Origin of the sequence: Alteromonas sp. KUL150, from assembly GCF_009811475.1 — a bacterium.
Taxonomy (GTDB): domain Bacteria; phylum Pseudomonadota; class Gammaproteobacteria; order Enterobacterales; family Alteromonadaceae; genus Alteromonas; species Alteromonas gracilis.
Genome location: NZ_BLIJ01000033.1, coordinates 126966 through 141707, shown reverse-complemented (window position 1 = coordinate 141707; position 14742 = coordinate 126966). Strand labels below are relative to the sequence as shown.

Annotated in this window: 10 protein-coding genes; 4 read left to right on the top strand and 6 right to left on the bottom strand. The window is 44.1% G+C overall.

All coding sequences use genetic code 11. The features are described from left to right. Positions 1 to 72: 72 nt before the first annotated feature. The 5 genes from GVO62_RS07760 to GVO62_RS07740 all read right to left on the bottom strand — a co-directional run bounded on the left by GVO62_RS07760 (position 73) and on the right by GVO62_RS07740 (position 7054). Complete coding sequence (locus GVO62_RS07760; protein WP_159118459.1) at positions 73 to 1344, bottom strand: inorganic phosphate transporter; 1272 nt, start codon at positions 1342 to 1344, stop codon at positions 73 to 75. Positions 1345 to 1684: 340 nt separating this feature from the next. Next, entirely contained in the window at positions 1685 to 2401 is a 717-nt protein-coding gene (gene phoU / locus GVO62_RS07755; RefSeq protein ID WP_105930627.1) for a phosphate signaling complex protein PhoU, read from the bottom strand. 99 nt (positions 2402 to 2500) lie between these two features. After that, a complete protein-coding gene (gene pstB / locus GVO62_RS07750; protein ID WP_105930628.1) occupies positions 2501 to 3307 on the bottom strand; it encodes a phosphate ABC transporter ATP-binding protein PstB in 807 nt (268 codons plus the stop codon). A 17-nt stretch (positions 3308 to 3324) separates the two neighbouring features. Continuing rightward, on the bottom strand, positions 3325 to 4884 hold the full coding sequence (gene pstA, locus GVO62_RS07745; protein WP_159118458.1) for a phosphate ABC transporter permease PstA: 1560 nt from the start codon (positions 4882 to 4884) through the stop codon (positions 3325 to 3327). Further along, positions 4877 to 7054 (bottom strand): ABC transporter permease subunit, encoded by a 2178-nt coding sequence (locus GVO62_RS07740; protein WP_159118457.1) that lies wholly within the window; start codon positions 7052 to 7054, stop codon positions 4877 to 4879. Before GVO62_RS07740 ends, pstA begins: the two co-directional genes overlap by 8 nt. Before the next feature lie 210 nt (positions 7055 to 7264). On the opposite strand from GVO62_RS07740, the gene GVO62_RS07735 reads away from it, so the two are divergent. From GVO62_RS07735 to GVO62_RS07720, 4 genes are all read left to right on the top strand, one after another. After that, entirely contained in the window at positions 7265 to 7771 is a 507-nt protein-coding gene (locus GVO62_RS07735; protein WP_105930631.1) for a glycine cleavage system protein R, read from the top strand. Between the two features lie 181 nt (positions 7772 to 7952). Then, positions 7953 to 10025: a polyphosphate kinase 1 gene (gene ppk1, locus GVO62_RS07730; protein ID WP_159118456.1), complete on the top strand. Its 2073-nt coding sequence runs from the start codon at positions 7953 to 7955 to the stop codon at positions 10023 to 10025. 16 nt (positions 10026 to 10041) lie between these two features. Then, positions 10042 to 11604 carry an exopolyphosphatase gene (gene ppx / locus GVO62_RS07725; protein ID WP_159118455.1) on the top strand — a complete coding sequence of 521 codons (1563 nt, stop codon included), beginning with the start codon at positions 10042 to 10044 and terminating at the stop codon, positions 11602 to 11604. 159 nt (positions 11605 to 11763) lie between these two features. Continuing rightward, complete coding sequence (locus tag GVO62_RS07720; RefSeq protein WP_159118454.1) at positions 11764 to 12531, top strand: substrate-binding periplasmic protein; 768 nt, start codon at positions 11764 to 11766, stop codon at positions 12529 to 12531. Positions 12532 to 12561: 30 nt separating this feature from the next. Here the strand turns inward: GVO62_RS07720 and GVO62_RS07715 are convergent, their stop codons facing one another. Further along, positions 12562 to 14688 (bottom strand): alpha/beta hydrolase family protein, encoded by a 2127-nt coding sequence (locus tag GVO62_RS07715; protein ID WP_159118453.1) that lies wholly within the window; start codon positions 14686 to 14688, stop codon positions 12562 to 12564. Positions 14689 to 14742: the final 54 nt, after the last annotated feature.

Here is a 14742-nt window from a genome sequence, read left to right as displayed (position 1 = left end):
ACCTGAAAAAACAAAAAGCCGCATCAATATGCGGCTTTTTTGATACCAATTAACAGGCAGCCTACTTTGCGATTAGGCCACGCCGAAGGATGCTTTCAGAATAAAGAAGAAAATAATTGAAAGGATTGCGCCAGCAGGCAAAGTAACAATCCATGACACAACGATATTTCTTACAATCCCTAGGTTAAGTGCTGATACACCGCGAGCTAAACCCACGCCTAATACCGCTCCTACAAGCGTTTGAGTGGTTGAAATGGGCAAGCCTGTACCCGATGCAATAACTACCGTACATGCTGCTGCGAGTTCTGCGGCAAAACCACGGCTAGGTGTTAAGTGAGTGATACCTTGGCCAATAGTTTTTATAACCCGATGACCAAATAGCGCTAGACCTGCAACAATACCCAATCCACCTAACGGCAAAATCCACCAGGCAAGCGTGGTGCTCGAGTTAATCTCACCACCGCTGGTTACTACACTTACTACAGCCGCTAGAGGGCCAATTGCATTCGCTACGTCATTCGAACCGTGGGCAAACGCCATACAACAGGCTGTAACGACCATAAGAAGCGCGAATACTTTTTCTACGTTTGCCGCCTGTAAATCTGCATCTTCAGAGCCGCTGAACTTCATACGACCAATAAACCATTTACCCAAGAAGCCCAACGCTACGGCAATAGCAATCGCCAGTAGATATCCATTAACGGCACTTAGCTCTAAACCAACGTGCTTAAGGCCTTTCTTGATAGTAACCAACGACATGACGAAGCCCGCTAGTGCCATGTAAAAAGGTACGTAGCGTTTAGCATTGGCAAATGGAGAGGCGGTTTGGAATATGAGCTTGTGAGCACTCATAAAAATAAGGTAGGCGATAATACCTGATATAGCAGGCGTTACTACCCAACTACCTACAATGCCACCTACTTTATCCCATGATACAGCGTCCATACTTACGCCAGTTGCAGTAAAGCCGATGATTGCACCGATAATTGAGTGGGTTGTAGATACAGGCCACCCCAACCATGACGCTACTGCTAGCCAGATTCCAGCTGCAAGCAGTGACGAGATCATGCCTAATACAAGGTATTCAGGTATGTCTATAAAGTAGGTTGAGTCGATGATCCCTTTTCGAATAGTAGACGTTACTTCGCCACCTGCTAGGTAGGCGCCAGCAAACTCAAATATCATTGCAATGATAATGGCTTGTTTAATTGTTAAAGCTTTAGAACCTACTGACGTACCCATTGCGTTGGCAACGTCGTTTGCTCCAATACCCCATGCCATGACGAAACCAACGCCGGCGGCAAGGATTATAAGAATTAGGCCATAACTTTCAAAAAATTCCACGGATAATCGCTCCCGATCTAAACGCGATTTAGGCTGGACGCTACTTGAATAAGTAGCATGATCTCTTCGCCCCAAAGGCTAGAGAAAGAAGTTAAAGACAAATTGTGTTTTATCATAAGGTTCGATTAAATTTTGCACGATCTGTTCTTGGCTGCGGCGCATGATAACGTAATCATGTTAGAAGCCATAGCGAAAATCATCGAAAAACGATAAAAGTATGTGGAATTAATTGAATGCGATGATAAATCCACCAAATATTTCAGTTTTATGACAGATAAATTTCCCATATATCCATATTTGAATATCAATACGCAAAATCGTACTGACCATTTGGACAGGTTTACGTCAAATCTTCTAACTTTTGCTGCATATTTTCTAGCGGCGTATGCCTTACATCGGTGCCACGAGTGAGATAGATAACATACTCACAAACATTTTTACATCTATCACCAATTCGCTCTAACGAACGCATTGCCCACAAAACATCGAGCCAATCCTGCATATCCTCGGTGCTTTTTTGCATTTCAGACGTTGTGTAAGACAACAGCCTCTTATATTCACTGTCGATGCGATTGTCCTGGTCATACACTTCTAACGCCGCCGCTTCATCCTGGCGGGCAAAAGCATCGAACGTTCCTCGCATCATGGCTGCCACTCTCTCACCAATAAGTAACATACTGCTTTTGATAGTATCTGAGCTTGGCAATTTATTGCGGGTTACTAACTTGGCAATACGCTCTATTTCGTCGCCCATTCGTTCAATATCGGTAATGGCTTTAGAAATAGTCATAATTAAACGCAAGTCGCTAGCTGTGGGGTGACGTTTCGCGATAATACGTAAGCACTCTTCGTCAATTTGAATTTCCATAGAATTAATTTTCAAATCGTTTAACACCACTTTTTCGGCCAGTGCGGCATGATTGTGTTTCACTGCTTTTAGCGTGTCTACCAACTGTTGCTCTACTTCACCTCCCATGGTTAATACCGAGTTACGCAGGTTCTCTAACTCAATATTAAACGTTCCTGAGATATGGGTATTTAATGCTACTTGTCGCATGATAATCTCTCCTGACGCTATAGCACTTGATGCGCCGCAGAAAAACGAAGTTTTGTTGCGCGCTGCACAAGGTAAGTGTGGGATATATGGATGATTAGATTAACCATAGCGCCCAGTAATATAATCTTCTGTCTGCTTTTTTTCAGGCATGGTGAATAGCGTGTCACTGTCTGCATACTCTATCAATCTGCCCTGATGGAAGAAGGCCGTATAGTCGCTCACACGAGACGCTTGCTGCATGTTGTGGGTCACAATAATGATGGTGCACTGCTTTTTTAGCGAATCCATAAGTTCTTCGATAAATAGGGTAGTAAGCGGATCAAGCGCCGAAGTGGGCTCATCAAGCAGCAGAATATCAGGCTTTAGCGCTAGCGCCCGCGCAATAACCAAACGCTGCTGCTGACCACCAGATAGAACATGGGCAGATTCGAACAGGCGATCTTTAACTTCATCCCACAGCGCCGCCTGTTTCAGTGCACTTTCAACGGCATCATCTAAATGACGGCGCACTTTGACGCCTTGCAGTTTCAATCCATAGCAAACGTTTTCATAAATACTCATAGGAAACGGGTTTGGCCGCTGAAACACCATGCCTACATTGGTTCTGAGACGGGACACATTTATTTTTCGACTATTGATGTTTCTGCCATCGATTATGATTTCACCGTTGTACTTACAGCCATCATACAAGTCGTTAAGGCGGTTGAAACAGCTAATAAGCGTAGATTTACCACAGCCACTTTGACCTATTAAAGCCGTTATTTTGTTTTTGGGTATTCGCATGCTGATGTCATTCAACACATGCTTATTACCAAACCACAGATTGAGGTTTCTCACCTCTACTGCGGTTTGTTCTGCACTAATGTCGTCAACGTTTAGTGTATTGTGTTCGAACAACTTCAACATGTTATCAAAACCTGTAATTATCCTGTGATATAGCGTTTGCGCAGACGTGCTCTTAGTAACACAGCCAGTATATTTAAGATGAATACAACAATAAGTAAAAGTAGACAGGCTGCAAACATCATACTTGCACTTTTTCCATCAGTCTGGCTGTGGAAGGCGCCATCATATATAAGGACGCCAAGATGCATAAACTGTCTGTCTAGGTGTAAATAGGGAAATTCACCATCTATCGGTAAAGCAGGGGCAAATTTGACGGCACCGACTAACATCAGGGGAGCAACTTCTCCTGCAGCTCTCGCAATGGCGAGTATTACGCCAGTCATAATACCGGGCGATGCTATAGGTAAAACTGTGCGAACAATGGTCTCAAATTTCGTTGCGCCCAAAGCATAGCTTCCTGTTTTCAAACCTTCCGGCACCCGGCGTAAACCCTCTTCGGTCGCCACAATCACAACAGGCAGCGTTAAAATAGCCATTGTTAATGCAGCCCAGAAAATACCGGGGCTCCCCATTGTGGGTGATGGCAGTGCGTCACTGAAAAGCAGTTCGTCTATACTGCCTCCTAGCGTGTAAACGAAAAAGCCTAATCCAAATACGCCGTAAACAATAGAGGGAACACCAGCCATATTGCTCACACTCACGCGTATGGTGGTCGTCAGAGCTGAATGGGGTGCATACTCACTCAAGTATATCGCAGCCAATACGCCAAAAGGAGTGACTATAATCGTCATTAGAAACACCATCAGTACGGTGCCAAATAGTGCCGGAAATACCCCGCCTGATGTATTAGCTTGTTTGGGAGAGTCACTGAGAAACACACCAATTTCTGAAAACACGACCTTCCATTTTTCGAATGCGCTTAGTCGACTCACAAAGTCCACGCTCTGAATATCTGACATAGGAATGACAAAAGCAGACTTATCGGCAAACGTTACCCATAATTCATATTCCGCTCGCGTTGCTTCTAACGCTTCTACGCGCTTCTGATATTCAGTAAACGAGGCTACCAGCTTTTCCCTAGCGGGAGCTTCCTCATCAACCCCTCGTTTATCAAATTGTGAAAGGGCTTCGTGAATAGGCGCTAATTTTTGCGTGTTTAGCTCTTCTATTTGCGCAGTAATCAGGGCAACTTCATCCATTACTGCGTTTATTATTTCAAGCCCCTGAGCGGGCTTTGAGGGCACGACAATATATTCCGGAATGGCGAGCACTCGTCTTCCATCTTGAAATTTTATCTCAGCGCTTTCCGGTATTAGGTCCAGACTTTCAACCTGCTCTTCGGCAAGTTGTTTCTGCGAGCCATAAGGGGTCTGGCTATCAGAGTACTTAAGCCTAACGCCGCCCCCCGATGGATCCTCAAAAACATTGGCGAAAACGGTGAAAGCGCTGCCGTCAGATTGTTTTCCCGTCACCATATAAATCGGCTCAGGCCAAAAATAGGCCATTCCTCGCATTCCAATAAGAATGAGCACGCTTACTAGTGCAATGAGCAACAGACTAGTAAAAAAGGCGGTTAAGCTAATAACGAAAGACTGGCGCTGAACCGCGTTTAGCCCAAACGATTGGCGACTAAGCATAATATTGTCTGCTCCTAAGTCGCTGTCGTAAAAGCTCTGCAATTGTGTTCACCATGAATGTAAACAAAAACAATATGCAGGCAGTTAAGAACAAGATTTGATAGTGGGCAGAAGTGACTTCAGCCTCGGGTAGCTCAATTGCTAGATTGGCAGTAAGTGCTCGCAAACCTTCTATTAACCCCCAGCTTGATATGGGTGTATTCCCGGTGACCATTAGTACTATCATGGTCTCGCCGAAGGCGCGACCAAACCCCAACATTATTGCTGCCACAATACCAGGCAGTGCAACGTGCAACACCACGTGCAAAAGGGTTTGCAATCGAGTGGCGCCTAGTGCAAATGAGGCAAGCTTTAAGTCTTTCGGAACCCCGTTTATAGCATCTTCGGCTAGTGAATATATGCTGGGCGATATAGCGACGCCCAACGCTAGCGCGACTACAATAGTGGTTTTGCCAATGGGGCTGTTTGACTCAGAAGCGAGTAAGGTAAAACCGTCAACGCCAATTAAAGAGAACACGATTGATGGTGCAAACTCTACACTTACAAATCCCAATACGAACACGCCCCCCAAAGCAAACATAAGTTCAGCCCCATGCCGGAATCGTTTAGGAAGATAGTCCGCCACTGGCCGCTGGACAAGCGCTACCGCGATTAGCACAAAAGGTATGACAATAAGGAAGAAAGCAAAGGAAAAGAGAAATTGCTCTGCTTTTGGTGATAGCCAGATAGCGGCAATGAAGCCAATTAACACGCTGGGAATAGCTTCTAGCAGCTCAATCGCGGGCTTGACTATATTACGCATACGACTTTTGGCAAAAAATGCCGTGTAAATTGCCGCGCCGATCGCGACGGGTATAGCAATAAGTAATGCAAGAAGAGACGCTTTGATACTGCCAATAAGAAGTGGCGTTAAGCTAAATTTAGCTTCTTGATAGTCTGATGCGCTAGTGGTTTGCCATACCGTATTCTCGGTCTCATATCCTTCATAGTGCTGAGGCTCAAAAAGCGACGCCCATGTTGTTATTCCACTTAAATGCTTTCCTTCCCATACCGACACCGTGGTGTCAGAGAACCCGTACAACTTATCGCCGTACCAAATTATATTGGCGACAGGGTGATTAAAATTTTGTACCGACACGACATCACCCGAAACACGGTTGACGAGCAGTAACCTCGCTTTGCTCGTCATTACTGCCACTATGTTAATACTGGCATGCTCTGCCACGTCTAACACTTTTTCATCAACTAGAGGAATGTGGTAGGTCGGTTCGAAGGTGAGCCCCTTTTCACTTTTGCTTATTACCCACCGAGTCAGGGTTCTAGCGTTGCTATTCACTAAAAAGAAAGTGCGGTCTTTGGCAAGTGGAAAGACAATTGGCTCATCACTCGCTAAGCCAAGGTCACCTGCTATGGGCTGTAATGTAGCGTCACCATCACGTAATCTATTGAGGAACAACCCATCGTCAAACTGAAGAAGCACGCTTTCACTACCCGGCAACAGGACAGAGCGTGCAACGTTGTTAAAACGTTTATCTATAATATTGGTTGGCTGCTGCCGATTAATCCATCTTATAAAAATGCTATTTTCACGTTGAATCGATACCACCGCCCATTTAGAAGACAGTGCAAAATCCCATTCATTCCGTCTATTCCATTCTTCCTTTGGAAGGGCAAAACTCATTATCTGGGTTTGGCCTGCCAAGGCGGAATGTGCCGATGTATCTGCGCCTTCGCTGGCGCTCATAATAAACGAACGAACAGGCAACACCCTCACTTGCGCATTTGGAGAGACGTCTACAATGTAGTTTTCGCCCATCATATTTTGCGCAGACAGCACATGACTACATGGACGAATATAGTCGTGCATACCAACTAAATTCGCTTCATCAAGCTGTTTTAACCCTAAGCGACAGTCTTGCTTTTTAACCAACAGCGGCTGACTATTTATGAAGTCACCAGCAATAATAATTCGTTCGTTTTTTGGAATTTGATATGAAGCAATAAGATGTAAACTGGGACTATATGCTAAGGGTAAAGCCTGAATAATCAGGTGAGTCACTAGAATAACAAGAGTCAGTAAAACAAGACCGCCAAAGCCCGTTACTACATAACGTGCCCGCCTATCATTGCGCAGGCGTTTTTTGTTCTTGCTGTTGCTATCGAAAGTCATGCGGTTGTTTAGTCATTCTTATTTTCGAAATTCTTCATTTTTCAGAAGAATAACCCTAAATTGCACTGGTGAGCAGTGTAAGTTTTGTTATGCTAATAGCAAGTGAAAGTTTATAGCATTACCTTCGCGCAACTTACGCGGCGCCTATGGTATTACCCTACAGAAAGACGATCAAAAGTTTTTCTCTACCAGCCCAATAAGGAGCATAAAATGCAGTCATTGGTTATAAGTATTATGGGTAAAGATAAGCCTGGTCTAGTGGATGCACTAGCTAAGTGCATATACAAACATGAAGGCAATTGGCAAGGTTCAAGCTTTGCACATATGGCGGGTATGTTTACTGGCTTCGTAGAAGTGCATGTAACGGAAGAGCACAAGCAGAATTTAATTGATGCGCTGGATGCCATAACGGATTTATCAGTACAATCGGTGGCGGTGGCTAGCGAACAAAACAATAACAATACAAAACTCACCGTCGATGTAATGGGTAACGATAAAACAGGTATCGTTCAAGAACTCACATCAGTACTTAACCAATTCAATTTGAATATTCTAACCTTTGCATCCCATTGCGAAAGTGCCCCTAATTGGGGAAGTCTCATATTTAAAGCCAAAGCAGAAATTGCAGTACCTGAAGACTTTGACGATGGTGCGTTGCAAGATGCATTAGAATCACTAGCTAACGACTTAGTTGTAGACATTTCGGCAAAGCGATAGTGCAATCAAAAATAACTGTTACTCACTTATCAGTGATTAACAAACCAAAGCGTAGAGCTTTGAAAGGTAACGGAATCACCGCAACGCCCCTTTGTTTCTTACACAAGGTGCGTTTTGTCACAGTAGTGTCACCGACTGATGGCAGTCTTTGACCATTTTTATGAACGTGAAATGAGACATTATGGATAACGACGTTTTATATTATCCCAAAGAATTAAGCTGGCTTGCATTCAATGAACGAGTACTTCAAGAAGCAGCGGATAAAAATAACCCTGCAATAGAGCGAATTCGCTTTCTAGGCATTTACTCAAACAACCTTGATGAATTCTACCGCGTTCGCGCCGCCGACGTTAAGCGACAAATCACCATCGCACAAAATGATGGAAACGAGGAAGAAGCAGAGCGACTCATCGGCTTAATGGCGCAAATTCAGAAGAAAGTAGTACACCTTTCTGAAAAATTTGACCAAATACATAAAGAAGTTGTTAAAGCGCTTGCTCGCTACAACATCCATATTCTCAGAAAAGATGACCTTGATGACTATCAGAAACAGTGGGTTCGCAATTTTTTCGTAAACAAAGCGCTTCGCCACATAGCCCCTATTCTAATTGATAAAAAAACCGACTTGCTCAGCCGACTCAACGGCACATCGGTATACCTTTACGTTGCTCTTAGAAGGAAGGACCGCAATCCAAGGTTTGCTGTGATTCAGGTGCCAACAACTGAAATGTCGCGTTTCATGTTAATACCGCCACAAAAGAGCAAAAAGAAGAAGAGCATCATTATGCTCGATGACATGATTCAGCTCTGTATCGAAGACATATTTCGCGGTTTTGTTAAGTTTGATGAAATCGAAGCCTTCTCGTTCAAAATGACACGTGACGCTGAATACTCGATTAACGAAGAGATTGACGAAAGCTTTGTTGAGAAGATGTCTGAAAGTATGAAGCAGCGTTTAATTGCTGAACCTGTGCGGGTAATTTACGATACCGACATGCCAGAGGATATGCAGTCTGACCTGCGCAAACGCTTAAAAATCACCAAGCTTGATACCATGCATGCTGCTGGGCACTACCGCAACTTTAAAGACTTTATTGGTTTTCCAAATGTGGGTCGAGAGTATCTAGAGCATGCAACACTTCCTGCGATAGACAGTAAAGCCTTTTCGAAATACAACACGGTATTTGATGCCATTACAGCACGGGATATTTTGCTTTATTACCCGTATCATCGCTTTTTGCACTTCACCGAGTTTTTACGTCAGGCAGCTTTCGACCCGAACGTCAAAACCATACGTATCAATATCTATCGTGTTGCGAGTAATTCGCGCATTGTAAACTCGTTGATTGACGCGGTGGACAACGGTAAGAAAGTAACGGTTGTAGTAGAACTTCGCGCGCGCTTTGATGAAGAGGCCAACATTGAATGGTCTAAGCGTATGACGGATGCGGGTATACGCGTAGTGCTCGGTGTACCTACCCTTAAAATTCACTCTAAACTATGTATTGTGACCCGTGAAGAACGGGGGAACTTGGTGAATTATGCGCATTTTGGTACAGGTAATTTTAACGAGAAAACCGCAAAAATTTATACCGATTACAGCTTATTTACCCGCAATCAAGAATTAGCAGATGAAGGCGTCGCGGTATTTGATCTCATTCAATACCCTTACAGACGCTATAAATTTCAGCACCTTCAAATATCGCCACTAAATGCCAGAACTAAAATTCAGTCTCTGATTCGTCAAGAAATTCAGCATTTAAATCAGGGACAGAAAGCTCAGATCACGTTCAAAATTAACAACCTTGTTGATAAAGAACTTATCGATGATTTGTACCGCGCAAGCCAGGCTGGCGTTAAAATTCGCGGTATTGTTCGCGGTATGTGCTCACTGAATCCTGGGATAAAAGGAATAAGTGAAAACATCGAAATTATCTCTATTGTTGATAGGTTCCTTGAACACCCCCGCGTGATGATATTTGAAGGCGGCGGCGAAAGAAAAGTGTACATTTCATCGGCCGATTGGATGACTCGGAATATGGATAACCGTATCGAAGTAGGTTGCCCTGTTTACGATAAAGGGCTTCAACAGCGCATTGTTGATATAATGGAGCTTCAATTTAAAGATACCCTTAAAGCACGAGTGATTGACAAGGATCAGAGCAACAAGTACGTTCGCAGGGGTAACCGTAAAAAACTTCGCTCTCAGATAGACATTTATGACTATTTGAAGAAGCTAGAAGACACTTTGTAGGATAGAAAATTAGTACATGACCCAGCACGAATCAGTTTTTAATGACGTGGAAACCCGCGAAGTCAATAAAGTCGCAGCACTAGACATTGGCTCAAATAGTTTTCACTTAGTAGTAGCACGCATTGTTGCTGGGTCTGTGCAGATTCTGCATAGAGTTAAACAAAAGGTTCGCTTGGCCGAAGGTCTTAACGACGACGATATATTGTCTGATGAAGCGATGGAGCGTGGGCTTGCTATGCTAAAAGTGGTAGCAGAGAGCCTGAAAGGTTTTGAACCTGACTCAGTGCGGATTGTGGCGACCCATACGTTGCGAAGGGCGAGAAACGCTCGCGATTTTATTAATGCAGCAAAAGACATTCTTCCCTACCCTATTGAAGTTATCTCGGGGGTAGAAGAGGCGCGACTTATATACTCAGGTGTGGCCCATACCAATCATGCAGACGGTCAGCAGTTAGTAATAGACATCGGTGGTGGTTCTACCGAGTTCGTCATTGGTGAAGGCTTCACCCCCTTACTCTGCCGTAGTCTTCAAATGGGCTGCGTTAGCTACACCAAGCGCTTCTTTTCAGATGGTGAGCTAAAGGCAAAAGCCTTTGATCGCGCCATTACCGCGGCACAACAAGAACTTGAGTTAATCGACAACAAATATCGCAGATTAGGTTGGGTTCAGTGTATCGGTACATCAGGTACCATTCGTTCACTATTTACTCTTTGTCAGCAAGACAGGCCGAATGGCCACGATATACCTGTGACGCTCAAGAGCTTGCGCAACTTGATGAAGCAGTTCATTAGTGCAGGACATATAGACAAGCTTAGCTATCCTGATTTAAGTGAAGATCGCCGCGTAGTTATCGCTGGCGGCCTCGCTATTCTTATCGCCGTATTTAAAGCGCTGGAAATTGAAGGCTTAGTCTATTCTCCAGCAGCCTTACGTGAGGGTGTTCTTTATCAAATGGAAGATGAGTTGCACCACGCAGATATTCGCGGCAGAACCGCCAGTAGTTTGGCCACCCGCTATGACGTAGATACCTCACAAGCCACCATGGTTTTGAACACAACACTTACGCTGTTTCGCGAGGTTGAAAAAGTGTGGAAGCTTAAAGGCCGTGATTTTAAAAGCATGCTCGGATGGGCAGCTTTACTTCATGAAGTCGGCATGCAAATTAACTCTCGTGGCATTCAAAAACACAGTGCTTATATACTTGGCAACACGGATATGCCTGGGTTTACACAAGAACAACAGTTATTACTAGCCACATTGGTCAGGTTTCACAGAAAGAAAATTCGCATTAACGAACTGCCTTCGTTCAACTTATTTGACGATCTTGCGGTAAAACGCTTAATCGCTTTATTGCGCTTGGGCGTGTTGTTGAATATCAAACGCCAGGAAGGCTTTGTTCCAGAACTTTTAGTGAATGTGGAAAAGAGCGAACTCACCATCACCTTCCCTGAGGGGTGGCTCGACGAAAAACCGATTATCTCTGCTGATCTATTGCGAGAAAGCCATTACTGGAAAGCCCTTGATTTGAAACTCTCTATTGTTCCTAACATTGAGCAATTACATCCCACCGTGGAATAGACAAACAGCGCCTTTCACGCCCCTGCCAAAACTCCGTTATGCACATTTTATAGGCAAATATGAGTATTATTTGTCTATAAAAATCGTATACTACGCATTAGCTTTACCTTATTAAAAAAAGTCAAATCGCATTCTTATAATAGGTTCTCAATAATCGTCATGTTTCGTAGTATCTGGATTTATCTGTTGTTAATTGTAAATTCATCTGCCTATGCAACGCCTAACCATATCTACTTTCTTAGCGAAATTACGCCACCCTATTATTGGATTGACGAAAATGGTAAGGCGCAGGGCGTTAACGTAGACCTTGCGAATGCGCTTAAACCTCTGCTCCCATTTACTAGTTCTCTTGAGCACATGCCATGGGCTCGAGCTTATCAGGAGACTCACGAAAAACCAGATTTTGTGCTCTTATCATTATTAAAAACACCAAAGCGAGAAGATCAGTTTGAGTGGCTAGGCGCAGTTAATCATATGCAGGCTGCACTCATTCGGCTAAAGCGAAAAGATAATGCACATATCACATCATTGGACGATGCTAAAAACTTTCGGATAGGATCGATTAGGGGCTATGGCTCAGCATCATTTTTGCAGCAGCAAGGTTTTGAAGAAAATAGAAACTTAGCGTTGGTCACGAAACCTGCAATATTGTGGAAGCTTCTGTACATGGAACGCATCGACTTTGCTCTTGCAAATTTCGAGACAGGTAAATACGAAATAAATGACGCTGGGTTTAACCCAAACGACGTAACGAGCGAATATGTCATCAAAGCATTAGGTGCCGATCTTTTTGTTGCCACTGGTCTAAAGACTGAGCAAGACAAAGTGATTTCGATTAAAAATGCGCTCTCAATTTTAAAAGCAAATGGCGAATACGCTCGGATATTAAAAAAATGGGGCCTTGAACCGATTGAATCGACGCAATAGCCCCACCTTTTCTTAACCCCAGCAAACTAACTATTTAGCTTCAACTTGCGTGTTTTGTGACGGTACGATGTCGTACTTTTTAAACCAAGCCAGAATGTTTTCAACCTTACCAATCATTCTTGAAGGTTTTGATGCGATACCGTGAGGCGAACCTGGTACTTTTACCAGTACACTATCCACTTTTTGAAGCTTTAAAGCCTGATAAAACTGCTCAGTCTCAGACATGGGCGTGCGTTTATCCTCCACACCGGTAATCAACATGGTTGGTGTCGTTACGTTTCCTACTAGCGACAAAGGTGAGCGCTTCCAGTAATGCTCTACGTTATCCCAAGGCTTGCCAGGAAATTGAAAAGGGATTTGATAAAGACCTGAATCGGCAGTCAGTACTTTCGATAGCCAGTTAATAACAGGTTTAGCAACCACAGCGGCTTTGAATCGATTGGTGAGGCCAATGGCATAGGCTGATGCAATCCCTCCTGCTGAACCACCCGTTATAAACAGGCGCTCTGGGTCAGCTATTCCCTTTTCTATTAACGCGTCGACGCCGGACATATGATCTGAGAAGTCATACTCCGAGCTGTACTTCCCTTGAAGTAATAGTGCAAAGCGTTCACCATAACCTGTACTGCCGCGATGGTTGTCGTAAAACACCACATAGCCCTCTGCTGCCATGCGCTGCAGCTCAGCAGTAAACACAGGGCCATAGGCGAGATTTGGCCCGCCGTGAATTTCCAAAATAAGTGGGTAGGTTTTCGTGCTGTCATAGTTTGGCGGCAGAATGTACCAACCTTGAATTTCTTCACCATCAATAGAAGACTGATAGACAATTTCTTTAACTTCACCCAACTGCTTGTGACCCAGCACGTCTTCATTAAGTGCTGTAAGCTGTCGCTCGCTTCGAGTAGTAACAAATAGATCCGCAGGACGATCGGTTCGTCCTTTGGTGTATGCCACTACATCACCTACCGCATGATAGGTACCAAACACGTAAGGACGACCGAGTGTAGTGCCACCTAAACCGCTAGCCACTGTTTTCACTTTGCCTGACAAAGACACCACATCAATTTGCGCTAAGCCGCGTACCGATTGCTGAAAATAGATATGCTTATTATTTTTCCAATGAAAGTTAGATACCGAGTTATCAATGTCTTTTGTTAAGTTTTGAGCATCTGTACCATCGCTCTTCATCACATACAAATAGCTATTTTTGTACATCACTTTTTCGTCATCGCGACGCGCGTAAGCAATATGCTTTCCGTCAGGCGATACTACGGGCGATGATTCGAGCCCTTTCTCGCTAGTTAGCTGCGCGATATTACCCATCATATCCACAGAGAAGATATCCCCCTCAACAGGTTCATATTCCCAATTGTCACTGCGGTTGGCAGAGAAATAAATTTTGTTGCCACTAGGAGAGAAGCTTAAACGCCCGTTGTGATGATAGTTACCTGAAGTGAGCTGTCGTGCGGTGCCTCCCTCGGCAGGAACAACAAAAATATGGGTATAAGCAGGCTCAAGAACACCGCGTCCATCGGCTTGATAACGGGCTTTAGTAATATATTGAAAGCTAGGAGACCACTTTGCACCGTCAGGCTTTTTGGGCATTTTGACGTCTAGCGGCTTTTCCTTGGCATCTACGCTCATGGTAAAGGCAATATGCTTACCGTCTGGCGACCATGTGATGTTGCTAGGACTTGAAGTGACATTAGTGACGAGTGCCGTTTGCCCTGTGTCCATCCAGCGTACGTATAGCTGAGGTTTACCTTCTTCATTAGAAAGGTAAGCCAAACGACTACCGTCTGGTGACCAGCGAATAGAATAGTAACTCTTTTTAGATGACAGTAGAGGGCGATGAGATTTGCCATCCACAGACGCTAGCCAGACGTTCGCGCGACTGCTGTCAGACATGATGTCGTTCGAGCGACGTACATAGGCGATATATTTACCGTTTGGCGATACTTGAACTTCGCTCACGTATTCTAAATTGAAAATATCTTCCGATTTAAAATAGCGTTCAGAGTCGGTAGTAAGAGATTCTCTCTCATTGCTTGCAAGCGCTGTGGATGGCATAGCTAGCGTGCCTACGCTAAATAGTGCAGCCCATATAGCAAACCGCTTTTTGACTGACGGGTACCTGTGATTTCTCGTAAAAGACATATCTCACCTTAATCTATTTGTTCTTATCCGTTCTTTTTATGGGGTGATCACGTT

Coding starts and splice junctions, on each gene's coding strand:
- phoU (WP_105930627.1), bottom strand. CDS start 2,401: ATGCGACAAGTAGCATTAAATACCCATATCTCAGGAACGTTTAATATT.
- pstB (WP_105930628.1), bottom strand. CDS start 3,307: ATGTTGAAGTTGTTCGAACACAATACACTAAACGTTGACGACATTAGT.
- pstA (WP_159118458.1), bottom strand. CDS start 4,884: ATGCTTAGTCGCCAATCGTTTGGGCTAAACGCGGTTCAGCGCCAGTCT.
- GVO62_RS07740 (WP_159118457.1), bottom strand. CDS start 7,054: ATGACTTTCGATAGCAACAGCAAGAACAAAAAACGCCTGCGCAATGAT.
- GVO62_RS07735 (WP_105930631.1), top strand. CDS start 7,265: ATGCAGTCATTGGTTATAAGTATTATGGGTAAAGATAAGCCTGGTCTA.
- ppk1 (WP_159118456.1), top strand. CDS start 7,953: ATGGATAACGACGTTTTATATTATCCCAAAGAATTAAGCTGGCTTGCA.
- ppx (WP_159118455.1), top strand. CDS start 10,042: ATGACCCAGCACGAATCAGTTTTTAATGACGTGGAAACCCGCGAAGTC.
- GVO62_RS07720 (WP_159118454.1), top strand. CDS start 11,764: ATGTTTCGTAGTATCTGGATTTATCTGTTGTTAATTGTAAATTCATCT.
- GVO62_RS07715 (WP_159118453.1), bottom strand. CDS start 14,688: ATGTCTTTTACGAGAAATCACAGGTACCCGTCAGTCAAAAAGCGGTTT.